We start from the raw sequence: 24,653 nt of genomic DNA, 5'->3' as shown, positions 1-24,653 counted from the left end.
CGACATTCTAATATCGATAAATTAAAATATATTTTTATATAAATAATTAAACACAGTTAAAATAAAACCCATCTGAATATGATAATTAAATAATATAAAAAAACCCACAAATATAATTTGTGGGTTTTAAAAATACTATCAAGATACTTAGTTTTTCTCTTGCTGCTGCTTTTCTTTTTCGATGATTTCACGGTACCAGCGTGGGTGATGCTTTCTTGCCCAACCACGAGTTACCCAACCTTCAACCATCGCACGTACAGAGCCTTTCACCCAAATTGCAGCGTATGCATGCACCACTATCATGATGATCAATGCGATAGCTGAAAGTGAGTGCACTAAGATAGCCGCACGATAAACAGGAATAGGGAAATAATCCGCAAAATAAGGGCGCCACATAATCACACCTGTGATAACCAATGCTAGTAAGCAAATGGTGACTACCCAATATACCCCTTTTTGACCGAGGTTATATTGCCCTACATCGCCTGCCTCTTCGTTTTTCAGTACCTTACCAATATTCTTAGCCCACTTAATATCTTCTTTATTAATGAAGTTATGGTGGAAATAACGGAAGAACATAAACACGAACAGCAAGAACATCGCTGTGCCCACGAATGGATGTAAAATTCGAGACAGTTGTGGCGTACCTAAAATGTTCATAAACCAGTTTAATGATGGGAAAAAGAACCCTAGACCACTGATCGCGGTGAACAAAAAGCAAATCACAACCGCCCAGTGATTGATCCTTTCAATCGGCTTATGGCGGATAATTTTATCGTTATCATCTGGCATCATTTCTGATCCTCCCCTTCTTTTGATTTCGAAGTGTCAGATGACATTGCATTATGCAAATCTTCTAAAGCCTCTTCTTCATCTTTTTTGGAGACGCGGTTCGGACCAATACCCACATAGTGGAAGATGGCCGCCGCAAATGTTGCAGCAAAACCAACCGCTGCCAACGGCTTCCAGATACCTTTCCAGAAAGTGACGGTTGGGCTGATTGTCGGGTTTTCCGGCAGCCCGTGGTACAACTGAGGTTTATCTGCGTGGTGTAAGACGTACATAACATGCGTACCGCCAACACCTTCAGGGTCATATAAACCTGCATTTGCATAACCACGTGTTTTCAGCTCTTCAACACGCTCACCTGCCATGTTAATCATGTCTTCTTTGCTACCGAAATGAATAGCCCCTGTCGGACAAGTTTTCACACACGCAGGCTCTTGACCGACTTCAACACGGTCAACACACAACGTACATTTGTATGCACGGTTATCTTCTGGGTTGATACGTGGCACATCAAACGGGCAACCCGCAATACAGTAACCGCAACCAATACAATGTTCTGATTGGAAATCAACGATACCGTTTTTGTACTGAACAATAGCACCTTCTGAAGGGCATGCCTTTAAGCACCCCGGGTCAGCACAGTGCATACAGCCATCTTTACGGATCAGCCATTCAAACTTATCGTTTTCTTCGACTTCAGAAAAACGCATTACTGTCCATGACTTAGCTGTTAAATCTGTTGGGTTATCATATACCCCAACGTTAGTCCCTATTTTGTCACGGATATCATTCCATTCGGAACATGCGACCTGACAAGCTTTGCAGCCGATACAGGTCGTAACGTCGATAAGCTTTGCAACCTCTTCCTTATAGTCCCGCACCTGAGGTGCGGGAGTCAGGGAATTGGTGGCAGAACGACGAATAATGTCCTGAGATTGCATTGACATAATTTATCTCCTTACACCTTTTCCACATTGACAAGGAATGATTTAAATTCCGGTGTCTGAGTATTCGCATCACCCACAAACGGCGTTAACGTATTAGCGATAAAGCCTTTCACTGCCAAACCTTCAAATCCCCAGTGAATTGGAATACCGATAGTATCGATATCTTTTCCAGCCACCTTCAGGGTATGAATACGTTTGGTAACGACTGCTTTCGCTTTGATGTAACCACGTTTAGAGCTAACTTTCACCGTATCGCCTTGCTTGATACCTTTTTCATTCGCTAAACGTTCACCAATCTCGATGAATTGTTGCGGCTGAATAATGGCATTTAACAGAGCATGTTTTGTCCAATAGTGGAAGTGTTCCGTTAAGCGATAAGTGGTTCCCACATAAGGGAATTCAGTCGCTTTACCCATTTGAGCCCAGTCATCTTTAAAGACACGAGCCGCAGGGTTAGACACCACATTTGGATGCAATGGGTTAGTATCAAGCGGGGTCTCGATAGGCTCGTAATGCTCTGGGAATGGGCCTTCCGCCATTTTATCCAGTGCGAATAAACGCCCCATACCTTCCGGTTGCATGATAAACGGACCAACACCACTACCCGGAGCAGCATTGCTATAGTCAGGAATATCCATTCCTGTCCATTTGCTGCCATCCCACTCGAGAATCTGACGTTTTGGGTCCCACGGTTTACCCATTGGGTCAGCTGATGCGCGGTTATAAATCACGCGACGGTTCAAAGGCCATGCCCATGCCCAACCTAATGTGTTACCCAGACCTGTTGGGTCAGAGTTATCACGGTTAGCCATCTGGTTACCTTTTGGTGTCCAGCTACCCGTAAAGATCCAGCAACCACTTGATGTCGTACCGTCATCACGTAATTGAGCAAAGGAGCTAAGTAATTCGCCTTTTTTAACAATCACGTTGCCATCTGCATCTTTCAAGTCAACTAAAGCATAGCCATTGTTTTCTTGAGCGACTTCTTCCGGAGTTGGATTATCACGGTCAAAGTAGTTCCAAGTCATACTCAGAACCTGCTCTGGCACAGCACCACCTTCGGCAGCATATAACTGACGCATGCGATGGAAAATCCCCGAAAGAATTTCACCATCACTAATGGCTTCGCCCGGAGCATCCGCACCTTTCCAGTGCCATTGTAACCAACGAGCTGAGTTAACAATCGAGCCATTTTCTTCAGCAAAACAGCAAGAAGGTAGACGGAATACCGTAGTTTGGATTTCTTCCGGTTTCACATCGTTCATTTCGCCGTGGTTTTGCCAGAAATTGGATGTTTCCGTATTCAGCGGGTCAACAGTAATTAAATACTTCAACTTAGAAAGTGATTTAATGACTTTGTTTTTATTCGGGAATGAAGCAACCGGGTTAAAGCCTTGGCAGATATAACCGTTAACTTCCCCCTTATCCATCATTTCGAAATAACGCAACACATCGTAGCCTTGATCCCATTTCGGTAATAAATCAAAGCCCCAGTCATTTTCTTTCTGCGCTTTATCACCATAAAAAGTTTTCATCATACTGACGAAAAATTTCGGATAGTTGCTCCAATAGTTAACTTGGCCTGCAACCGTCGCTTTCGGTGTATTGGCAGTTAAATAACTGTCTAATGTCGTTTGTTTTTCGGATGGTAAGGTCAAATAACCCGGCAAGCTTTGAGATAGCAAGCCTAAGTCAGTTAACCCTTGGATATTGGAGTGCCCGCGCAGTGCGTTTACACCACCGCCTAGCATCCCCATATTACCCAGAAGTAACTGGATCATCGCCATAGTACGAATGTTTTGGGCACCAACAGTATGTTGTGTCCAACCTAATGCGTACAAGAACGAAGCGGTTTTATCTTTAGCACTCGTTTCTGCAAGGTATTCACAGACTTGCAAGAAGTCTTTAATTGGCGTACCACAGATGTTATTCACCACTTCAGGTGTATAACGGCTGACGTGCTCTTTTAATAGATTTAGCACACAACGTGGGTGTTTCAGAGTCGGATCGCGCAGCGCAAGGCCGTTTTCATCCATCTCATAGTTCCACGTGGTTTTGTCGTATTGACGTTTTTCTTCGTCATAACCTGTAAACAGGCCGTCATCAAAACCATAATCTTCACGAATAACTAAACTGGCGTTGGTATACGCTTCCACGTATTCACGCTGAATTTTTTCATTATCCAATAAGTATTTGATAACACCAGACAAGAACGCAATATCAGTACCTGAGCGAATAGGCGTGTAAAAATCCGCCACTGCCGCAGTACGGGTAAAGCGAGGGTCAATAACGATTAGTTTGGCTTTATTATGGATTTTAGCTTCCATCGCCCAGCGGAAACCGACTGGATGCGCTTCTGCCGCATTACCACCCATAACGACAACTAGGTTTGCATTTTTAATGTCAACCCAGTGGTTGGTCATCGCACCGCGACCAAATGTTGGAGCAAGACTTGCTACCGTTGGTCCGTGTCAGACACGCGCTTGGTTATCTACGGCAAGCATGCCGAGAGCGCGGGTAAATTTTTGGGTTACAAAGCCGCTTTCATTGCTTCCTGCGGATGCACATAGCATACCGGTGGTTAGCCAACGGTTAACAGTGACACCCTCTTTATTTTTTTCAATAAAGTTCGCATCGCGGTCTTCTTTCATTAACTTAGCGATACGATCAAAGGCTTCATTCCAAGTGATACGTTTCCACTCATTTGTCCCTGGCTCACGCACTTCAGGGTACTTAAGGCGGCTTTCACTGTGGATAAAATCGATAAGTCCAGCACCTTTAGGACAAAGTGCACCACGGTTTACCGGATGATCCGGGTCCCCTTCAATATGGAAAATGCTTTCTTTCGCATTTTTCGCGCCATCACCAAGGCTGTACATTAACAGCCCACAGCCGACAGAACAGTAGGTACAGGTATTTCTGGTTTCCTTCGCACGCAGTAATTTATACTGGCGCGTTGACGCTAACGCAGTGGCGGGTGCAAACCCTAATGCTGCTGCCGTCGTACCTGCCATACCGCCAGCGCAGATCTTAAAGAACTGCCTTCTGCTGACTTGCATGGGGATCTCCTCATTATACATTGCTCATGTTTACCTAACGCCAATCGCGATAATCAGGTAAACTGTTCTTATTCAACGTCTTCCCTATCGTATCCAGGTACATTGCCTGGCAAATGGTGTAAATTCTTTTTACCCATAATTAATATTATGTATCATTAATGCTAGGAATTCATCTAATGTATGAAACAAATACTACAAATGACTCCAAATTAACTAAAATGATTGGCTTAAATCACACAAGTGTGCAACAAAAAGGCAACCTTAACTCACCCGTTAATGATTATGTTGCAGAAGAATATCCTGTCGCTCTAGTGTTCAATGGCATATCACATGTTGTTATGATGGCAACGCCAAAAGATTTAGCGGATTTTGCCGTCGGGTTTGCACTTTCAGAAGGGATAATACAGTCAGGTGATGAAATACGTGGAATTGATATCGTTGAAGGCTGTAACCGAGGAATTGAAGTACAGGTTGAATTATCTAGCCGCCGATTTATGGAGCTAAAAGAACGCCGCCGTAATTTAGCAGGGCGTACAGGCTGTGGTATTTGTGGTACCGAACAACTCGATGAAATTTTTAAACCCATCGCTCCCCTACCTTTTACACAAACATTTTCCTTGTCTTACTTAGATAACGCGCTACATGAATTGAAAAAGGTACAAGAAATAGGTGCCCTAACGGGCTGTACCCACGCCGCCGCATGGATATCACCAGAAGGTTTATTAGTGGGGGGATGCGAAGATGTCGGTCGCCATGTCGCACTTGATAAACTACTCGGAATGAAGCATCGTAACCAATGGCAACAAGGTGCTGTATTGGTTTCTAGCCGCGCAAGTTATGAAATGGTACAAAAAGCCGCCAGTTGCGGTGCGGAAATTTTATTTGCCGTTTCTGCTGCCACGGCACTCGCTATCGAAGTGGCGGAAAAAGCCAATTTAACCTTAGTCGGTTTTTGCCGTCAGGGGAAAGCCACCGTGTTTACCCATCCGAGTCGGGTAAAGGATTAATCCCAACCTTTTTTTAATCGTGCGGCTTTATGATGTAACCCTGATAAAATTGAGTCTGCAATGTGCTTAGGGAAATTGGTTGGAAGCTGTTCCCTAACCTTTGTAATAACACTTTCCATTTGCTCATCAAACTCAATTAAGATTTTTTCCATTTCAGTGCGGTCAAAACCAACCTCCTTGGCCGTTGCAAAAAAATGCCTTGGAAAAATTTGCTCTATATTGTATTTCATCTCCCTTGTTCCCTTCAGCCCCATAGCCAATTTGGCATCTCTAGGGTTAATTCCCCTCCCCCCATAACTAGGATACATGGACAAAATATCGTAAAAAGGTGTTAACTGATAACGGCCTTCAGGTTCAATAAATAATGAAAAATTTTTAGCATGGCCATCCGTCGCTGCAAGTAACCAAAACAAAACCTGGCTCTTCATAAACTGATATCTATCTTTCTCTGCATTTATTGAACCTAATAAGTAATTCATAATTTCAGAAATACCCGGTCCACCATGATTTTGATATTTTCTTGCCGGTGAAATATTCAATGTTTGACAAAAATCTTCTTGTGGTAAACGCATAATCCACGAGGAATCAGAAGAATATTTACGATCAAAACGTTCAACCGCTAACGCCTTTATTTCACCTACATTTAAAATAAAACTATGGGGCACATCATTTAAACTGATGAGCCCCAGTACTTGTGCGAATAAAGTCACCTACCCAATAACCATTCATATACATGCAAAATCGCCATCACCACTCCTCCTTCCATCCAGAGTTTGAGTTTGATGAGCCACTTTCATTTCGCGGTTTAATATCGAGTTCTAAATTTAGGGCAGATAAAATCTTAAAGAAGGTTTCTAATTTGGTAGAGTCAGGAGAGAGTTCAAAACTGGAGACGGTATCTTGCCGAATACCCACTTTACTTGCGACTTTACTTTGAGATAATTTTTTCGTCTCTCTGACATCTTTCATGTAAGCACTAAGTTGTCGGGTATTGGTCACTTTCATTTTAACACCTACCTTGTTTGGCACTAATGATATTTACCTGCTATAACCGGTAAAATATAAATAACACGCTATAGAGTGTAGAAATATATCGATAAGTATCATTCAAAGATAGACACAATACTGAGCCTTAAAACGAGTGCATCATCCACAAATTAGGCTCAATATATTCAACTTGTTGGCGCTGAATATCAACAGTAACTGGCACCAAAGCGTTGGGTACAATATATTGCCCTGATTGCGGGAAATACATGCCTGTCCATGATTGCCAATCAGCAATTGAGCCTGTAATGACCATTGAACGATGAACGGGCTGTAGTACCGTGGCACCCAACCGCCAATGCGTTCTGATCCACGGGTCAAAAGGCTCTCCTCGCTCATTTTGCCAGCCGCAATACGCCTCAAAATCCTGTAATGGATAACAATGTTTTAATGTTGGGCGAACAGGCACAATCACCGCTTTTGCCGCATATTCTTTTGCTGCGTGTTTTAATGCATTAATCAATAAAGCAGGGATTTGACACCCACGATATTGCGGGTCAACCGTCACAGAAAGTGCCGAAATATAAGGCTCTCCGCCTTGTTGATTTTCCATCGCGAAGTTAAAAATCGCATCCCAGCCCATTTCCGCTAATTTGCTAAAATCACCATAAGGCCATAAAAAAGGCACAGAGCGAATAATACCAATGACCCGCTCCTCTTCTTTCTCATTTACAGTGGCAATAAATTGAAAATAAGAATTGGGCTCTTCATCAAGCCTGTTCCAATATTCATCACATACCGATGATTGGCTCATAAACTGAGGCCATAACTTATCAAGAAATAACTCGCACTCTTCTATTAAGTCAGGGCGTTGAGCGTAACTTTGAGTGTTAACTTGCAATAACTTATCCATGCTTTTATCTGTTAGTTGGTTTAATCGACCATTTTAGAAAAATAAAAACACTAAATGCTTAATATTGGATTAAGACGACAAAAAAGAAAGGAAACCTACACAACGCCGTGTAGGTTAATACGATACCGTATTACTTCCCAATACAAAAACTTGAGAAAATACGGCCTAATAAATCATCAGAGGTAAACTCCCCCGTGATTTCGCTGAGTTCTAATTGGGCTAGACGCAACTCTTCAGCCAAAAGCTCACCGGAGCGGGCATTCACTAACTGGTCATAGCCCTGTTCTAGGTGAACTGCGGCCGCATTCAATGCTTGTAAATGGCGGCTACGTGCCAAAAAACCACCCTCTGTATTACTATTAAAGCCAACCGCTTCTTTTAGATGATCCCGCAATAAATCAATACCATTTTCTTCACGAGCAGATAAACGGATTAATGGGTAACGAGTGTTATCAATAAACTCAACCGGCTCCCCGGTCATGTCTGCTTTATTACGGATCACAGTTACGGGTAGCTCATCGGGTAGGCGTGCCATAAATTCGGGCCAAATCTCTTGTGGCTCAGTGGCATCAGTCGTGGTGCTATCCACCATAAACAGCACATGGTCAGCCTGTTCAATCTCCTTCCATGCACGCTCGATACCTATACGCTCAACTTCATCACTGGCTTCCCGTAGGCCTGCTGTATCAATGATATGTAATGGCATTCCATCAATATGTATATGTTCACGCAACACATCACGGGTTGTACCCGCTATATCCGTGACAATCGCTGCCTCTCGCCCTGCTAACGCATTCAGTAAGCTAGATTTACCAGCGTTTGGACGCCCAGCAATCACCACTTTCATCCCTTCTCGCAACAAACTACCTTGGCGAGCTTGGGAGCGAACCTGTTCTAAATCGGCAACCACTTCATTAAGCTTGGCTTCAATTTTACCATCAGATAGAAAATCAATTTCTTCATCGGGAAAATCAATCGCTGCTTCCACATAGATGCGCAAGTGAGTGAGTGCTTCCACTAATTGGTGAATATGGGAAGAAAAAGCCCCCTGTAAGGAGTTCATTGCAGAACGCGCCGCTTGCTCTGAACTCGCATCGATTAAATCGGCAATCGCCTCAGCTTGGGCTAAATCAAGCTTATCATTCAAAAATGCACGCTCAGAAAACTCACCCGGATTTGCTATACGAATACCATCAATAGTGAGTATTCTTCTTAGCAATAAATCAAGAATGACCGGACCACCGTGTCCTTGTAGTTCAAGGACATCTTCCCCTGTAAAGGAATTTGGCCCAGGGAAGTAAAGCGCAATACCTTGGTCAAGGACAGAACCTTCTACATCACGAAAAGGGAGATAATCCGCATAACGTGGCTTAGGGAGTTTACCCAACACGGTTTCAGCCACTAATGCAGCTTTTGGGCCAGATATACGTAAAATACCGACACCACCACGACCGGGAGGTGTTGCCTGTGCGACGATAGTATCGTTGATTTGCATGAGGTTTCTCTGTCTTTGACTTGAAAACTGTTTTTTGAAAATAATTAAGGCGACCATAATTGGTCGCCTTAATACTACTATAGAATCTCGCTTTGTGAAGCCATTCTCAATTTACTGAGAAGCGAAATTATTTTTTCTCTTTTTTATCGCGACTGTGTAGACCACGTTTTTCCAGACCACGGTAAATCACTTGTTGCTGGATAATGGTGACTAAGTTACTCACGATATAATACAGAACCAGACCTGATGGGAACCACAGGAAGAAAATAGTAAACACGACAGGCATGTACGTCATGATCTTCTGCTGCATTGGGTCAGTCACAGCGGTCGGTGACATTTTCTGGATAACAAACATCGTCACACCCATCAATACTGGCAGGATGTAATACGGGTCTTGCGCAGACAAGTCTTGGATCCAACCAAAGAATGGGGCGTGACGCAGTTCAACAGAACCCATCAACATATAATAAAGTGCAAGGAATATTGGCATTTGGATCAGCAGAGGTAAACATCCACCCAGTGGGTTTACTTTTTCTGCTTTATACATCGCCATCATTTCTTGGCTCATACGCTGTTTGTCATCACCAATACGCTCACGCATCGCAGCCAATTTTGGTTGCAGTAAACGCATTTTCGCCATTGAGGTATATTGCGCTTTAGTCAGTGGGTACATAATACCACGGACGATAAAGGTAATAACAATGATGGCAATACCCCAGTTACCCACGAAACCGTGAATAAATTTCAACAGTTTGAACAGAGGCTGAGAGATAAACCATAACCAACCGTAATCTACGGTCAAATCTAAATGAGGAGCAACTGCCGCCATTTCAGATTGAATTTCTGGACCAACCCATAACGTTGATGAATAAGTACCTGCACCATTTGCAGCAATGGTCATTGGTTCACTCTTATAACCAATAATGGCAGATTTTTTATCAAGGTCGATGGTATAGAAGGTGCTCTTTTCAGAACTTGCAGGGATCCATGCGGTTGCAAAATATTGTTGCAACATCGCGACCCAGCCACCTTTAGTGGTCAAATCAAGGCTTTTATCTTCGATGTCACCAAAGCTATATTTTTTATAGTTGTTTTCATCTGAAGAGTAAGCTGCACCACGGTAAGTATGCAAAGCAAAATTACTGCTACCTGTATCACGCTCTTTTGGTAACTCGATAGTTTGTTTCAACTGACCGAAGAAAGCGAGACTTAAAGGTTGAGCTGTCGGGTTTTGAATACTGTATTCAACTTCAACAGTGTATTGGCCACGTTTCACAATATACGTTTTCTGATAAACAACACCGTTGCTATCTGTAAATGTCATTGGAACACGTAACACATCCTGACCGTTCTCTAAAACGAAAGTTGCAGAGTCTGTAGAGTACAGTGGACGTTCGCCATTATTATTTGCGGGGTTGTCTGGGCCATGAAGGCCAATCAAACCACTTTGTGCCTGGTAGACAAAGCCTGGGTTAGTTTCCAGTAAACGGAAAGGGTCTTCCGAATGAAGGGTCGCAGGATAGGCTAACAGGTCAGCCTCATCGATATCACCACCACGAGTATTGATACGAATATCCAATACATCTGTTTTGACTGTGATGAGCTTACCTTGCCCGCTGCCAGTTACGGCTTGAGCATCACTGCTTGGCATATCCGCTTGTTGCGTAGTTTGAACAGTTTTAACTTCCTGAGCAACTTTATCGCTCTCCCAGGCCTGCCAAACTAAGAACGACACGAACAACAAAGCGATGAGTAGAAGATTGCGTTGCGAATCCATCGTTATAATTCTCTATTATCATCAGTTTTTCTAGGTGGGACAGGATCATCTCCACCAGCGTGTAAAGGGTGGCATTTTAATATGCGTTTCGCCGTTAACCAACTCCCTTTTAGCATACCAAACCTGCGCAATGCCTCAATTCCGTAATTTGAACATGTGGGATTGAAGCGACAACGAGGCCCTAACAACGGGCTAATCACCAGTTGGTAGCCTCTGATCAGCATGATCAGGAATTTTGAGCCAAGCGACGGTGACGACGCCATAACTTATCCAACGATTCCGTAATCTGTTGATTGTCGAGATTAGCGACCCCTTTCCTTACCAATACCACAAAATCCATTGAAGGCAACTCATGTTGATGCAAACGAAAGTATTCACGGGCTAACCGTTTGATACGATTTCGCTCATGAGCTCGTTTAACATTTTTTTTGGCGATGGTAAGACCGATGCGGGGATGCCCCAGCTCGTTTAGGCGACCAAGGATAGTTATCTCTGGGGAACTCGCCCTCTGCGGCTGCTTAAAGACATTATCGAAATGCCTGGGAGTTAACAAACGTAACTCCCGGGTAAAAGCGAGCGTAACCACTGGAATAGAGGGCTAGCTTTATTACTTAGATGAAACGGTCAGACTAGAGCGGCCTTTCGCACGACGGCGAGCCAGAACTTGACGACCATTTTTTGTAGCCATACGAGCACGGAAACCGTGTGAACGGTTGCGCTTCAGTACGGACGGTTGAAAAGTGCGTTTCATAACGATTTCTACCTAACTTTAAAATTTATTACTGATTCAGTAAACGCGTTGGCAACCAGTGAAAACTGATTTACACCTGTGCCTCTATCGCAACAATATAGAAAGAGGCAGGATTGTAATAAAACATAGGGGGTCACGTCAATGAAATGACGCAATCAAACCACTTTTATTTATAGCCTGGCTGACAGGTTTGCCGACATATGTTGTGACAGCCAACTGATTATTTTACTTTCATACTGGCTGACCACCTGCTTTTAACCCCCTCTCTCTTTAACGTCAGCGTTAAAATAGAGTAGCGGTACCCAGCAAGTTTACCTCAGTTTTGTGTAAAAATCACATCAGTACTGTACACAGGGAGGAAGATTATACGGACTCCGCCCCAAAGCGCAAGGATCTTGAAGTGATCTGAAAATATTTTTTGATCAAGCAGAATATTTTCGAGAAATCGTCTAAAGTTATCCCCAGCCATGTGGAAAAATAGCGGGTAATGACGATCATCCTGTCTGTTTCTTTATCATAAGAGATGCCTTATCACATTTACCTGTGGATAAAAAGCATAAAAACTGTGTAAAAGAATGAAGATCTCTGGCTAATTTTGCGGTATGATCTCGGGTCTATTTCTGATCCACTGATCAGCAATATGCGGTAAGTAAAAATTAATCTAAAACCTCTTTGGGCCATTAATAAAAAGTGATCCTGAGAAAATTCTTTGTTTGAATCCGTAATTCTTGTTCCATTGACCTTGTTTAGGGGAGTCCAACGTGTCACTTTCGCTTTGGCAGCAATGTCTTGCCCGATTGCAGGATGAACTACCTGCCACAGAATTCAGTATGTGGATACGCCCCCTTCAAGCTGAATTAAACGACAACACACTGGCACTGTATGCCCCAAATCGTTTTGTTCTCGACTGGGTTAGAGACAAGTACATCAATAATATTAATGAATTATTGAATGACTTTTGTGGAACTGACGCGCCTGCTCTACACTTTGAAGTGGGCAATAAACCGATTGCCGTCGCACCGGCAGCAACGCAAGCACGTACAACAAACCAAGTACCTGCATTTGCCGCGCCGTCAGCTCCGATTAAACCAAGTTGGGATAACTCAGCCAAAGTACAACCGGAAGTCGCTTACCGTTCTAATGTGAACCCTAAGCACACTTTTGATAACTTTGTTGAAGGTAAATCGAACCAATTGGCTCGTGCCGCCGCGAGGCAAGTGGCTGAAAATCCGGGTGGGGCCTATAATCCACTATTCCTTTATGGTGGAACAGGTTTAGGTAAAACTCACTTATTACATGCTGTAGGCAATAGTATTATGGAGCATAAAGCCAACGCACGCGTGGTTTATATGCACTCTGAACGTTTTGTTCAAGATATGGTCAAAGCTCTACAGAATAACGCAATTGAAGAATTTAAACGTTATTACCGTTCTGTAGATGCATTACTTATTGATGATATTCAATTTTTTGCTAACAAAGAGCGTTCACAAGAAGAGTTTTTCCATACTTTTAACGCGTTACTTGAAGGCAATCAGCAAATTATTTTAACATCCGACCGTTATCCAAAAGAGATTAACGGGGTTGAAGATCGCTTAAAGTCACGCTTTGGTTGGGGTTTAACGGTAGCAATCGAACCACCAGAACTCGAAACCCGTGTCGCGATATTAATGAAAAAAGCAGATGAAAATGAAATCCAACTGCCAGGTGAAGTGGCTTTTTTCATCGCAAAACGGCTTCGCTCTAATGTTCGTGAGTTAGAAGGCGCATTAAATCGTGTGATCGCCAACGCAAACTTTACAGGTCGCGCAATTACTATCGATTTTGTACGCGAAGCATTACGTGACCTATTAGCACTACAAGAAAAACTGGTAACTATTGATAATATTCAAAAAACTGTTGCTGAATATTATAAAATTAAAGTGGCAGATTTACTGTCGAAACGCCGTTCTCGTTCTGTCGCTCGTCCGCGTCAGATGGCAATGGCCTTGGCAAAAGAGCTGACCAACCATAGTTTACCTGAAATCGGGGATGCCTTTGGCGGCCGTGACCATACCACGGTATTACACGCTTGTCGTAAAATTGAACAGTTACGGGAAGAGAGCCATGACATCAAAGAAGATTTTTCTAATTTAATCAGAACATTATCATCTTAATTGCTATGAAATTTATTATAGAACGCGAGCAGTTATTAAAACCGTTACAACAGGTTAGTGGTCCTTTAGGTGGGCGTCCAACTCTGCCTATTTTAGGTAACCTTTTATTACAGGTAAAAGAAGGCACCCTCCAACTCACTGGAACCGACCTTGAAATGGAGATGATGGCCAACGTTCCTCTAACGCAGGAACATGAAGTTGGTGCAACAACGGTGCCTGCACGCAAGTTTTTTGATATCTGGCGTGGTTTACCTGAAGGTTCTGAAATTCTAGTAGAACTCAATGATGATAGACTGCTCGTCCGTTCTGGTCGTAGCCGCTTTTCATTATCTACTTTGCCAGCAGCAGACTTTCCAAACCTAGATGATTGGCAAAGTGAAGTTGAATTTTCTCTTCCTCAGTCAATACTGAAACGTTTAATTGAAGCAACTCAGTTTTCCATGGCACACCAAGATGTGCGTTATTATCTCAACGGAATGCTATTTGAAACTGAAGACTCAATGCTGAGAACCGTTTCAACCGATGGGCACAGGCTAGCAGTTTGTGCGATGGACATCGGTCAATCTTTACCTTCTCATTCAGTAATTGTTCCTCGTAAAGGGGTGATTGAGTTAATGCGCTTGTTAGATGGTGGCGATTCACCATTACAACTGCAAATCGGTAGCAATAACATACGCGCCCACGTAGGGGATTTTATTTTTACCTCTAAATTGGTTGATGGTCGCTTCCCTGATTATCGCCGTGTGTTACCGAAAAACCCAAATAAAACATTAGAAGCTCGTTGTGACTTACTAAAACAGGCATTTTCCCGTGCGGCGATTTTATCCAATGAAAAATTCCGCGGAGTACGCTTATATTTTAGTGAAAACCAATTACGCATCACAGCAAATAACCCTGAGCAAGAAGAAGCTGAAGAAATTGTTGATGTTAGCTATCAGGGAACTGAGATGGAAATTGGTTTTAACGTCAGCTACATCTTAGATGTCTTAAATGCACTGAAAAGTGAAAACGTGCAGCTATTATTAACCGATGCAGTTTCCAGTGTGCAAATTGAAGACGCTGAAAGCAAAGCGGCGGTATATGTTGTCATGCCAATGCGTTTATAATCGGTATTTATGATCCTTTCGCGTTTATTAATCCGCGATTTTCGAAATATTGAAAATGCGGATCTCGCCCTTGCTAATGGGTTCAATTTTTTAATTGGCCCAAACGGGAGTGGCAAAACTAGTATACTGGAAGCAGTGTACACCTTAGGTCATGGCCGCGCATTTCGCAGTATTCAAGCGAATCGTGTTATTCGTCATGAGCAAGAACAATTTATTCTTCATGGTAAACTTAGCCATCTAGATAAAAATCGTAATGACCTTTCATTGGGGTTAAGCAAAAATCGCGAGGGTGACAGTAAAGTTCGCATAGACGGCACCGACGGCCATAAAATTGCAGAGCTTGCAAAACTGTTGCCGATGCAATTAATTACCCCAGAAGGTTTTACACTACTCAATGGCGGCCCGAAATATCGTCGAGCCTTCATTGATTGGGGCTGTTTTCACAATGATCCGTTGTTTTTTTCAGTATGGTCTGATTTAAAACGGTTATTAAAGCAGCGAAATGCGGCTTTACGCCAAGTTACCCGTTACGAACAAATACGTCACTGGGATAAACAACTGGCGCCAATTTCAGAGCAAATTAGCCAATGGCGTCATGACTACATCGCAGGTATTGCCGAAAATATAGAGCAAACCTGTCAGCAGTTTTTACCCGAATTTTCACTCTCGGTATCCTTTCAGCGCGGTTGGGATAAAGAAATTGATTATTCAGAACAATTAGAGCGCCAATTTGAGCGTGATAGAGCACTAACCTATACCGCTTCAGGGCCACATAAAGCAGATTTGCGTATTCGTGCAAATGGTACCCCTGTAGAAGATATGCTTTCTCGGGGCCAACTAAAGCTATTAATGTGTGCATTAAGGTTAGCGCAGGGTGAGTTTTTCACTCGTCAGAGCGGGCAAAGGTGCCTGTATCTGCTGGATGATTTTGCCTCCGAGCTTGATGCGGGTCGCCGCCAATTGTTAGCGACACGTCTCAAAGCTACGCAAGCACAAGTGTTTGTCAGTGCCATTACAGCTGAACAAGTTAATGATATGATAGACGCAAACAGTAAGATGTTTAGTGTAGAACATGGCAAAATAGAAGTTCAACCTCAGGAATAGAAAGAGCAGGAAACGTTGATGTCGAATACATATGACTCCTCAAGTATCAAGGTATTAAAAGGACTGGATGCGGTGCGTAAGCGCCCGGGCATGTATATCGGTGATACAGACGATGGAACAGGTCTTCATCACATGGTTTTCGAGGTTGTCGACAACGCTATCGACGAAGCCCTCGCAGGCTTCTGTGACGATATCGTGATCACTATCCATGCCGATAACTCTATCTCCGTACAGGATGATGGACGTGGGATACCAACAGGTATACACGAAGAAGAAGGTGTCTCTGCTGCAGAAGTTATCATGACTGTCCTGCACGCAGGGGGGAAATTTGATGACAACTCCTATAAAGTCTCCGGTGGTTTACACGGAGTTGGGGTTTCTGTTGTTAACGCCTTATCTGAAAAACTTGAACTGGTCATTCGTCGTGACGGTAAAGTTCATGAGCAAATTTATAAACACGGTGAACCACAAGGTCCTCTGACTGTTGTTGGGGAAACAGACATAACAGGTACTCTCGTACGTTTTTGGCCAAGTATGGATACCTTTAAAGGTGTCACAGAATTCGAGTATGATATTTTAGCTAAACGTCTTCGTGAGCTATCATTCTTAAACTCTGGGGTATCAATCAGGCTTATTGATAAACGTGATGGGAAAGAAGACCATTTCCATTACGAAGGTGGTATCAAAGCCTTTGTTGAATATTTAAGTCGCAATAAAACGCCAATTCATCCGTCAGTATTTTATTTCTCTACAGAAAAAGACGGTATTGGTGTTGAAGTTTCAATGCAATGGAATGATGGCTTCCAAGAAAACGTATACTGCTACACCAATAACATCCCACAACGTGATGGTGGTACTCACTTAGCTGGTTTCCGTGCAGCGATGACCCGCACATTAAATAACTACATGGAAAAAGAAGGCTATCAGAAGAAAAGCAAAGTCAACGCTACAGGTGATGATGCGCGTGAAGGCCTAATTGCTGTTATTTCCGTGAAAGTTCCAGACCCTAAATTCTCATCACAAACCAAAGAAAAACTAGTTTCTTCTGAGGTAAAAACTGCCGTTGAAACTATCATGAACGAGCGGTTGGTTGAGTATTTACTGGAAAACCCGAATGACGCTAAAATTGTTGTCGGTAAAATTATCGATGCCGCTCGTGCTCGTGAAGCCGCACGTAAAGCACGTGAAATGACACGCCGTAAAGGTGCGTTAGACTTAGCCGGCCTACCGGGTAAATTAGCAGACTGCCAAGAACGTGACCCAGCATTATCTGAACTCTACTTAGTGGAAGGGGACTCTGCGGGCGGCTCAGCAAAACAAGGCCGTAACCGTAAAAACCAAGCTATTTTGCCACTAAAAGGTAAAATTCTTAATGTTGAAAAAGCGCGTTTCGATAAAATGCTTTCTTCACAAGAAGTTGCCACTCTTATCACAGCATTAGGTTGTGGCATCGGACGTGATGAGTACAACCCAGACAAACTGCGTTATCATAGCATTATTATCATGACGGATGCGGACGTCGATGGTTCACACATTCGTACACTGCTATTAACCTTCTTCTATCGTCAAATGCCTGAAATTGTTGAACGCGGTCATATCTTTATCGCTCAGCCGCCACTGTATAAAGTAAAACGTGGCAAACAAGAGCAATACATAAAAGATGACGATGCGATGGACGATTATCTTATTTCTATCGCCCTTGATGGTGCAGAGTTACATCTCAGTGCCGACGCTCCAGCAATGAAAGGTGAAGAATTAGAAAAGCTGGTTGTCGAATATAATGCGGCTCACCGTATTATTCGTCGCCTTGAGCGCTTATACCCACAAGCCTTACTCAACAGCTTAGTTTATCAGTCTACGCTGACTGAGGAAGACTTAAAAGAAAACGCAAAAGTTGAAGAATGGGCTCAAACATTAGTTAAGCGCTTAGAAGACAATGAGCAATTCGGCAGCACATATAGCTACATAATTAAAGAAAATCGTGAGCGCCAATTATTTGAGCCAACAATCCGTATTCGCACTCACGGTGTTGATACTGATTACAACCTCGACTTCGATTTTGTTCACGGTAGCGAGTATCGCCGTATCACTCATTTAGGCGACTTAATCAGTGGCTTAATTGAAGAAGGGGCGTATATCCAACGTGGTGAGCGTCGTCAGAATATTGATAACTTTGAAGAAGCTCTCGCTTGGCTATCTCGTGAATCGCGTCGTGGTCTGTATGTACAGCGTTATAAAGGTCTTGGTGAAATGAACCCAGAACAGCTTTGGGAAACCACCATGAACCCTGAAACTCGCCGTATGATGCGCGTAACCGTAAAAGATGCTATCGCAACAGATTTACTCTTTACTACATTGATGGGTGATGCTGTTGAACCTCGTCGTGCATTTATTGAAGAGAATGCGCTAAAAGCAGCAAATATTGATATTTAATTATTATATTTACTGACTAATATTAAATAACTCCACTCGAAAGTGTGGGGTTATTTTTTTCTTTATTTCCCCTACTTATTTGCTCACTGAACATGACATTCAGCAGCCCTCTTATTTTAAAATAAGCAATAACTCATTAATTTATTAGCCGATTATGGTAAGCCTTTATCTAAAAGCGACCATCACAGTGATATTGAGAGCCAAATTGCTCTCTCTTTTAACAAAGTTTCTTCGCTGCCATTTTCTTGGTAGGGAAAAGCTCATGACTTAACCTCACGAGATTTTACAGTTTTTTACGCCACTATTTTGATTATCTTATCTTTTTATGTGCTATAAACGGTTAATACCCTAAGTTAATTAGATGTTAATGGTTAAATCCATATGTTCAATAACCCAACACACTCAAGGTAAAAGCAAAATACGTAATAAGAAAACAATGATACGACAACTGATTATCCCTATTTATTTTTTGTTGCTCTCATCCATCCCTGTTTTTTTCAGTGGTGATGCGAATGTGATGGCAGACACTGCGATTATCATTTCTGGCACACTCATTATGCTTCTGTGTGCTGGCGTATATCGGTTCCTTATCGGAAAAATATTCACGGTTTTCGTCTCATTGCTTTGGGCGTTAAATCTTTCAGTCTCATTTTTCTTTTACAAAAAACACGATATTCGGTTTTCCTCTTCAATTGCCGAAACCTTTATTAATACCAATAGTAGCGAAACGGTGGGGATGCTCTCCTACAATATTGGTTATGTGATCTTTTATTTGTTTGTTTTTTCAGTGTATTTATTAAGCATCCATAAATGTGCTAAATATATAAACCGCCGTACGACAATGATTAGTATCGCGATGTTATGTGGTTACCTCTTAGCAATCCCTGCTTATTACGCGTCATTACTCAATAAACCAGATAGCTCATTGTTAATAACCGAAAAATATTTGCTCAACACGCCATTTTACAATGCAGCTGCTCTCGTCAAAAACTTGTATGAAAACCGCGGCATAAAAAAAATCTCATCCCAAATCGTTTCATTTGACTATGAGAAAAAAGATACTGAAGCACAAATCTATGTTCTCGTCATTGGCGAATCCCTACGTCGTGACCATATGGGTTTATATGGCTATCAATATGATACAACCCCTAATCTAGATAATCGTCAGTCACAGCTTTTGGTATTCCAACAAGCTTATTCTCCTGCTCCGGTCACCATATTGTCAGTGCCAATCTCACTGTCTAATATTCGCTTTGACCAAATGCAGGATAAATCACACTATGCTGACAATATTATTTCATTAGCCAATCATGCGGGTTTTAAAACCTATTGGATAAGTAACCAAGGAAAAACCAATAAACGAACCAGTGTCATCTCTGCGATAGCTAACATGGCTCAAAAGAAAAAATGGAATGAATTCGTGGGTTATGATGAGGAAATTCAAGACCATTTTAATGATGCGATTAACGACCCAACAGACAAGAAAAAACTGATCATCCTACATACTTATGGGAGCCATGAGCCTGCGTGTAACCGTTTTCCAGAAAAAGAGTTAAAAAAATTCAGTGAACAAGAAGATGATAATTGTTATGACAGCTCTATCGCTTATACCGATAAATTTATCGAAAACTTACTCCAACAGCTAGACGGGAAGCCCGCTTCGTTGATGTACTTTTCAGACCATGCATTACAACGATTAGACAGTGATAACAATATTCACTACCACCATGGCGTAAATAACCCAAGAAAAGAAGCTTATGAGATACCCTTATTAATCTGGTACAGCCAAACCATACCAAAACCGGCATTAAACCCACGAGCTTTGGGTCAACCCTATTCAACTGCTAATAATTATTGGTTAATTAGTGACTGGTTAGGAATACAACAGCATGCATCACAAGCTTGTTTATCTCCCATGCGTGAATGCTATCAACCCAATAACAACATTCAGGTGATTGATGGCAACCGTAACATATTACCGGTTAATCAATTACCATCGGAAACAAAAGACCCTCAATAAAAGCTAAAAATATTTGGCATTATCTAAAGAAAAATAGTGGCATCATGGAAGTCGCCAATACTGTTCGCCCTAGTATTGCCAATAATACAGTGGGTCATAATATAAAACTGCTTGAGGAAACGTGAATATACTTCCCCCTAATGATGTTTCAATACCTAAAAAAACCGTATTTTCTATCCAGTGAAGTATATTGAATTAAAGGTTATTCATCACCAAAATACATAATGGCGTCATATCAAGACGCCATTATTCGTGTACAACAAGAATATCCCCTTGGGTAAAGCCAACATATTTTTATATGCAGGCCTATATAACCCACCGACATTCATTAAGGAATTATAATAAAATCCTTAACATACGGCGAAGAGGCTCAGCGGCTCCCCACAGTAATTGGTCACCAACAGTAAAGGCTGATAAATACTCAGGCCCCATATTCAATTTGCGTAAGCGGCCAACTGGCGTACTTAATGTACCAGTCACTGCAGCAGGTGTCAGTTCACGCATTGTGATTTCTCTATCATTTGGAACGACTTTTACCCACTCATTATGAGAAGCCAGTAATTGTTCAACCTCTTTTAACGGCACATCTTTTTTCAATTTCAATGTAAAGGCTTGGCTATGGCAACGAAGTGCGCCAATACGAACACACAAACCATCAACAGGGATAATATTTTTACCTGTTGCCAATATTTTGTTAGATTCCGCTTGGCCTTTCCACTCTTCACGGCTTTGGCCATTTTCTAGCGCTTTATCAATCCATGGGATTAAGCTTCCTGCTAGTGGGACACCAAACGCATCTGTTGGCATCGCGCCACTGCGTGTAAAATCAGTGACTTTCTTCTCAATATCTAAAATAGCAGAGGCTGGGTCTTGCAGTTCTTTGACCACTTGTGTGTGCAAAGACCCCATTTGTGCCAGTAGCTCACGCATATTACGTGCACCTGCACCTGATGCGGCTTGATAAGTTGCAACTGACGCCCATTCCACTAAATTATTCGTGAACAAACCACCTAAAGACATCAACATCAAACTAACTGTACAGTTACCACCAACAAAGGTCTTAATACCTTTATTCAAACCATCTTGAATGTGTTGGTTATTCACTGGGTCAAGAATGATAATCGCATCATCATTCATACGTAATGAAGATGCTGCGTCAATCCAGTAGCCATCCCAGCCTGCGGCTCTGAGCTTCGGATAGACATCATTAGTATAATCACCACCTTGGCAGCTAATAATAACATCTAGCGCTTTCAATGCATCGATATCAAAGGCATCTTGTAAAACACTTCGATGACCACCATAAGTTGGTGCTTCTGCACCTTGTTGTGACGTCGTAAAAAATACAGGGCGGATCGCATCAAAATCACGTTCTTCTACCATTCTCTGCATCAATACTGAACCGACCATACCGCGCCAACCAACAAACCCTACATTTTTCATTTTTATTCACCCTGTTTGTTTAAAGTTTTACCAAAAAATTTCCTGTTCCAACTTAATAAGAAGCAATACCGCATTTTTGTCATTTATAAGAGGCTCATGAAAGCTGGAGCTAGAAATTTTTCGGATATATTAAACCTGACAAAATATGCATCAGTGTGCAAGTGAATTTCATCACTAATAGTAAGAAGATTAGTAATAAAGCTAATACTCCTCCTAAAACACATGAATATCTTATTTCCATTTTGGAAAATGCTGTTTTCTAATTAATCCATTCGTTATATCATTCACTCAGCTTAAAATTAGAATAATCCCTCTCACAGTACAGCTTATCTCATGACCAAATATGTTCTTTTTAGCTTTTGGATAGTCCTTATCTATCCCCTTGGTGTCGACCTTCACTTAACGGGTATTCCTTATATAGCCGCTGACTTAAGCGCTAGTGAAAGCCAACTTCATGTCGCATTTTCTATTTACCTTGCAGGCATGGCATCCACAATGCTCATTGGGGGATGGTTCGCCGACCATGTTGGCCGTAAACCCGTGGTCTTAGTGGGGACGGCAATATTTGCCATTTCCTCTGTCATGGCAGGAAACTCGACATCGATTGACCTATTTTTGATGGCTCGCTTCCTACAAGGCATCGGCGCTGGTTTCTGTTATGTGGTGACTTTCGCTATTTTACGAGATGTACTTAGTCCACAAAGGCGGACTAAAGTCTTAGCGGCAATGAATGGCGTGACTTGTATTGCCCCCGTACTTGCCCCTGTCATTGGGTTTGCCATTTTACTGGTCTACCATTGGTCAATGATGTTTTACTTTATGGCTGCTTATGCGGTACTGAGTATGGTTTTCTGCTTAGTGTCGATAAAAGAAACTAAACCTGCGGCTCGCCAAGAAACCAAACACACCACATCATCGCCAGACACCACAGAAAAAATCTTCAATTTATTCTTTGTCACTCGTTTGATTATTTCTTGCTTTGGAATGGCGGTGATCCTGACCTATGTGAATGTCGCACCGATTATCCTGATGGGTAATCTAGGTTTTACCACGGGTCAATATTCCACAGCTATGACTGTTCTAGCAATGGTGAGTATGGGGACTTCGTTCTTAATGCCAAAATTGCTATCAACATTTAATAGCCAATCACTGCTCAATACTGCCCTTGGGTTATTTTTATTCAATGCCGTTGTTTTATCTGTGTATCTCTTTACGTTTAACAACCTGATTTTGCTATTTATTGTTTTTGCTTGTAGCGGAATGGGTTTTTCAATGCAATTTGGGATTATTATGAGCCAAGCGCTATCCCCATTTGCCAGAAAAGCCGGTATTGCAAGCTCCATTTTAGCCATTTCGCAACTCAGCTTCGCCTCTTTGTATATTTGGCTAATGGGGGCAATTGGCATACCATCAATCAGTATGTTGCTAATTATCCTATTAGCAGCAGGTACTATGGGCATAATCTTGCTCAGAGTTCCCGCCACACAAGTCAATGAAAAGGTAATAGCATGTGAATAAACAATTGCATCGTTTAGACTTAAATTTACTGGTTATTTTGCAATATTTAATGGAAGAGCGGAGTGTTAGCCTCGTAGCTCAACGCCTTGCTATCACGCCATCTTCTGTCAGTAAATCATTGTCTAAACTACGCCAATGGTTTGATGACCCGCTATTTATTCGCAGCCCGCAAGGGCTTCTTCCTACACCATTGATGTATCATATAGAAAAATCACTTCCTGAGTTTTTGAATTTATCCAGCTATATCACTGAAATCCGTGATACTGAAAAACCACGGGGAATGACATTCCGGTTAATGATGGAAGCTCCATTAAATCTGATCATGCTCCATGATTTATCCTTGAATATCCTCAATCAATATCCTGAATCAGACGTCATTATGCGGGATTGGGACTATAATTCACTTGCGGCATTAGTGGCAGGTGATGCCGATATTGGGTTAGTAGGTAGGGAAAGTTTTCACAGCTCAAAAGAGTCAATAAACCACTTACCAAATATCCTTAATTTCGACGTGTTGTTTACTGACCGACCTCTGGCCTTTATTCGCCGAGATCACCCCATTCTAAAAGAAGAATGGAGTTTAGCCAATTTCCTAAAATACCCTCATATTAGCACTGAATTTGGTAATCGTATTCCATGGGCCCTAGATGACTTATTGTCTACAATGGGGCTTAATCGCCAAATTAGCCTTTCATTTTCAACATTTGAACAATCACTGCTGATGGCATCACGACCTGAACACAATCTCATTACCTGTACTCCCGGATACTGCCAACATTATGTGAATAACTTCAAACTTGATCTCGTCTGTCTACCACTCCCCATTGATGACATTCTTTACCAGCAACTCGAAATCCCCTTTTTAGTGTTGTGGCATAAACGCAACTCGTATAATTCCAAAACATTATGGCTAAGAGAACAAATTAAAAATAGCATTCTCAATTTTGTAAATGCATAAAAAATGCCATGGCAAGGAGCATGAATTGCCATGGCAAAAGCAAGAAACACCAGAAAAAATTAACAAGGAGTTAGCCTTGTACAGCTTTAAAACGTGGGTTTGTTTTGCATATCACATACACACGACCACGACGGCGAACAACTTGGCAATCTGGATGACGCGTTTTTGCCGTTTTTAACGAACTCAACACTTTCAC

The 24,653-nt window shown here is 42.1% G+C and carries 22 protein-coding genes; 8 read left to right on the top strand and 14 right to left on the bottom strand.

Annotation, left to right across the window (positions count from 1 at the left end; translation table 11 throughout):
- Positions 1 to 147: 147 nt before the first annotated feature.
- Genes fdoI through fdnG form a run of 3 tightly spaced genes read right to left on the bottom strand, consistent with a single transcriptional unit; the run spans position 148 to position 4,795 of the window.
- Positions 148 to 795 (bottom strand): formate dehydrogenase cytochrome b556 subunit, encoded by a 648-nt coding sequence (gene fdoI, locus M1F14_RS03380; RefSeq protein WP_042846768.1) that lies wholly within the window; start codon positions 793 to 795, stop codon positions 148 to 150.
- A complete protein-coding gene (gene fdxH / locus M1F14_RS03375; RefSeq protein ID WP_004906826.1) occupies positions 792 to 1,736 on the bottom strand; it encodes a formate dehydrogenase subunit beta in 945 nt (314 codons plus the stop codon). The genes fdoI and fdxH overlap by 4 nt, the downstream gene beginning before the upstream one ends.
- A gap of 11 nt (positions 1,737 to 1,747) precedes the next feature.
- Positions 1,748 to 4,795: a formate dehydrogenase-N subunit alpha gene (fdnG, locus tag M1F14_RS03370; protein ID WP_080750904.1), complete on the bottom strand. Its 3,048-nt coding sequence runs from the start codon at positions 4,793 to 4,795 to the stop codon at positions 1,748 to 1,750.
- A gap of 176 nt (positions 4,796 to 4,971) precedes the next feature.
- On the opposite strand from fdnG, the gene fdhD reads away from it, so the two are divergent.
- A complete protein-coding gene (fdhD, locus tag M1F14_RS03365; RefSeq protein ID WP_042846771.1) occupies positions 4,972 to 5,802 on the top strand; it encodes a formate dehydrogenase accessory sulfurtransferase FdhD in 831 nt (276 codons plus the stop codon).
- On the opposite strand, the gene M1F14_RS03360 is transcribed toward fdhD, so the two are convergent.
- From M1F14_RS03360 to M1F14_RS03320, 9 genes are all read right to left on the bottom strand, one after another.
- Positions 5,799 to 6,512, bottom strand: a complete 714-nt coding sequence (locus M1F14_RS03360; protein WP_232370503.1) for a HipA domain-containing protein — start codon at positions 6,510 to 6,512, stop codon at positions 5,799 to 5,801. The genes fdhD and M1F14_RS03360 overlap by 4 nt on opposite strands.
- Before the next feature lie 37 nt (positions 6,513 to 6,549).
- Positions 6,550 to 6,807, bottom strand: a complete 258-nt coding sequence (locus tag M1F14_RS03355; protein ID WP_181468903.1) for a helix-turn-helix domain-containing protein — start codon at positions 6,805 to 6,807, stop codon at positions 6,550 to 6,552.
- Between the two features lie 127 nt (positions 6,808 to 6,934).
- Complete coding sequence (locus M1F14_RS03350) at positions 6,935 to 7,699, bottom strand: transferase (RefSeq protein WP_181468904.1); 765 nt, start codon at positions 7,697 to 7,699, stop codon at positions 6,935 to 6,937.
- Between the two features lie 130 nt (positions 7,700 to 7,829).
- Positions 7,830 to 9,194, bottom strand: a complete 1,365-nt coding sequence (mnmE, locus tag M1F14_RS03345; protein ID WP_042846829.1) for a tRNA uridine-5-carboxymethylaminomethyl(34) synthesis GTPase MnmE — start codon at positions 9,192 to 9,194, stop codon at positions 7,830 to 7,832.
- Between the two features lie 127 nt (positions 9,195 to 9,321).
- Positions 9,322 to 10,971: a membrane protein insertase YidC gene (gene yidC, locus M1F14_RS03340; protein WP_042846774.1), complete on the bottom strand. Its 1,650-nt coding sequence runs from the start codon at positions 10,969 to 10,971 to the stop codon at positions 9,322 to 9,324.
- A gap of 2 nt (positions 10,972 to 10,973) precedes the next feature.
- A complete protein-coding gene (yidD, locus tag M1F14_RS03335) occupies positions 10,974 to 11,234 on the bottom strand; it encodes a membrane protein insertion efficiency factor YidD (RefSeq protein WP_042846775.1) in 261 nt (86 codons plus the stop codon).
- Complete coding sequence (gene rnpA / locus M1F14_RS03330) at positions 11,198 to 11,557, bottom strand: ribonuclease P protein component (protein ID WP_072035181.1); 360 nt, start codon at positions 11,555 to 11,557, stop codon at positions 11,198 to 11,200. The genes yidD and rnpA overlap by 37 nt, the downstream gene beginning before the upstream one ends.
- A 21-nt stretch (positions 11,558 to 11,578) precedes the next feature.
- Positions 11,579 to 11,722, bottom strand: coding sequence for a 50S ribosomal protein L34 (gene rpmH / locus M1F14_RS03325; protein WP_042846776.1), 144 nt, complete (start codon positions 11,720 to 11,722; stop codon positions 11,579 to 11,581).
- Between the two features lie 170 nt (positions 11,723 to 11,892).
- Entirely contained in the window at positions 11,893 to 11,970 is a 78-nt protein-coding gene (locus M1F14_RS03320; RefSeq protein ID WP_367575689.1) for a hypothetical protein, read from the bottom strand.
- A gap of 513 nt (positions 11,971 to 12,483) precedes the next feature.
- Here M1F14_RS03320 and dnaA point away from each other — a divergent pair.
- The 5 genes from dnaA to M1F14_RS03295 all read left to right on the top strand — a co-directional run bounded on the left by dnaA (position 12,484) and on the right by M1F14_RS03295 (position 20,538).
- Entirely contained in the window at positions 12,484 to 13,875 is a 1,392-nt protein-coding gene (dnaA, locus tag M1F14_RS03315) for a chromosomal replication initiator protein DnaA (RefSeq protein WP_042846777.1), read from the top strand.
- Positions 13,876 to 13,880: 5 nt separating this feature from the next.
- Positions 13,881 to 14,981, top strand: a complete 1,101-nt coding sequence (dnaN, locus tag M1F14_RS03310) for a DNA polymerase III subunit beta (RefSeq protein WP_042846778.1) — start codon at positions 13,881 to 13,883, stop codon at positions 14,979 to 14,981.
- 9 nt (positions 14,982 to 14,990) lie between these two features.
- Positions 14,991 to 16,085 (top strand): DNA replication/repair protein RecF, encoded by a 1,095-nt coding sequence (gene recF, locus M1F14_RS03305; RefSeq protein ID WP_042846779.1) that lies wholly within the window; start codon positions 14,991 to 14,993, stop codon positions 16,083 to 16,085.
- Positions 16,086 to 16,103: 18 nt separating this feature from the next.
- Positions 16,104 to 18,518: a DNA topoisomerase (ATP-hydrolyzing) subunit B gene (gyrB, locus tag M1F14_RS03300; RefSeq protein WP_042846780.1), complete on the top strand. Its 2,415-nt coding sequence runs from the start codon at positions 16,104 to 16,106 to the stop codon at positions 18,516 to 18,518.
- Positions 18,519 to 18,954: 436 nt separating this feature from the next.
- Positions 18,955 to 20,538, top strand: coding sequence for a phosphoethanolamine transferase (locus M1F14_RS03295; RefSeq protein ID WP_155405703.1), 1,584 nt, complete (start codon positions 18,955 to 18,957; stop codon positions 20,536 to 20,538).
- A gap of 336 nt (positions 20,539 to 20,874) precedes the next feature.
- Here the strand turns inward: M1F14_RS03295 and asd are convergent, their stop codons facing one another.
- Positions 20,875 to 21,981: an aspartate-semialdehyde dehydrogenase gene (gene asd, locus M1F14_RS03290; protein ID WP_042846781.1), complete on the bottom strand. Its 1,107-nt coding sequence runs from the start codon at positions 21,979 to 21,981 to the stop codon at positions 20,875 to 20,877.
- 333 nt (positions 21,982 to 22,314) lie between these two features.
- On the opposite strand from asd, the gene M1F14_RS03285 reads away from it, so the two are divergent.
- Both M1F14_RS03285 and yidZ read left to right on the top strand, forming a co-directional pair.
- The gene (locus M1F14_RS03285) at positions 22,315 to 23,499 is read left to right on the top strand and encodes an MdtL family multidrug efflux MFS transporter (protein WP_129467256.1); all 1,185 of its coding nucleotides are present in this window, start codon (positions 22,315 to 22,317) and stop codon (positions 23,497 to 23,499) included.
- Entirely contained in the window at positions 23,492 to 24,457 is a 966-nt protein-coding gene (gene yidZ / locus M1F14_RS03280; RefSeq protein ID WP_129467257.1) for an HTH-type transcriptional regulator YidZ, read from the top strand. The genes M1F14_RS03285 and yidZ overlap by 8 nt, the downstream gene beginning before the upstream one ends.
- Positions 24,458 to 24,527: 70 nt before the next feature.
- Here the strand turns inward: yidZ and ykgO are convergent, their stop codons facing one another.
- Positions 24,528 to 24,653, bottom strand: a complete 126-nt coding sequence (gene ykgO / locus M1F14_RS03275) for a type B 50S ribosomal protein L36 (protein WP_042846784.1) — start codon at positions 24,651 to 24,653, stop codon at positions 24,528 to 24,530.

The sequence above is a fragment of the Providencia sp. PROV003 genome (genome assembly GCF_045040775.1).
Classification (GTDB): domain Bacteria; phylum Pseudomonadota; class Gammaproteobacteria; order Enterobacterales; family Enterobacteriaceae; genus Providencia; species Providencia huashanensis.
Note: the sequence above shows the minus strand (reverse complement) of the source record. Positions and strands in the feature narration are given on the sequence as shown.

Excerpts from the sequence above, each read along its gene's own strand:
- fdhD (WP_042846771.1), top strand. The coding sequence starts at position 4,972 with ATGTATGAAACAAATACTACAAATGACTCCAAATTAACTAAAATGATT.
- yidD (WP_042846775.1), bottom strand. The coding sequence starts at position 11,234 with ATGGCGTCGTCACCGTCGCTTGGCTCAAAATTCCTGATCATGCTGATC.
- fdoI (WP_042846768.1), bottom strand. The coding sequence starts at position 795 with ATGATGCCAGATGATAACGATAAAATTATCCGCCATAAGCCGATTGAA.
- dnaN (WP_042846778.1), top strand. The coding sequence starts at position 13,881 with ATGAAATTTATTATAGAACGCGAGCAGTTATTAAAACCGTTACAACAG.
- mnmE (WP_042846829.1), bottom strand. The coding sequence starts at position 9,194 with ATGCAAATCAACGATACTATCGTCGCACAGGCAACACCTCCCGGTCGT.
- recF (WP_042846779.1), top strand. The coding sequence starts at position 14,991 with ATGATCCTTTCGCGTTTATTAATCCGCGATTTTCGAAATATTGAAAAT.
- M1F14_RS03295 (WP_155405703.1), top strand. The coding sequence starts at position 18,955 with ATGATACGACAACTGATTATCCCTATTTATTTTTTGTTGCTCTCATCC.
- M1F14_RS03350 (WP_181468904.1), bottom strand. The coding sequence starts at position 7,699 with ATGGATAAGTTATTGCAAGTTAACACTCAAAGTTACGCTCAACGCCCT.
- M1F14_RS03355 (WP_181468903.1), bottom strand. The coding sequence starts at position 6,807 with ATGAAAGTGACCAATACCCGACAACTTAGTGCTTACATGAAAGATGTC.
- gyrB (WP_042846780.1), top strand. The coding sequence starts at position 16,104 with ATGTCGAATACATATGACTCCTCAAGTATCAAGGTATTAAAAGGACTG.
- yidC (WP_042846774.1), bottom strand. The coding sequence starts at position 10,971 with ATGGATTCGCAACGCAATCTTCTACTCATCGCTTTGTTGTTCGTGTCG.
- rpmH (WP_042846776.1), bottom strand. The coding sequence starts at position 11,722 with ATGAAACGCACTTTTCAACCGTCCGTACTGAAGCGCAACCGTTCACAC.
- fdxH (WP_004906826.1), bottom strand. The coding sequence starts at position 1,736 with ATGTCAATGCAATCTCAGGACATTATTCGTCGTTCTGCCACCAATTCC.
- M1F14_RS03285 (WP_129467256.1), top strand. The coding sequence starts at position 22,315 with ATGACCAAATATGTTCTTTTTAGCTTTTGGATAGTCCTTATCTATCCC.
- asd (WP_042846781.1), bottom strand. The coding sequence starts at position 21,981 with ATGAAAAATGTAGGGTTTGTTGGTTGGCGCGGTATGGTCGGTTCAGTA.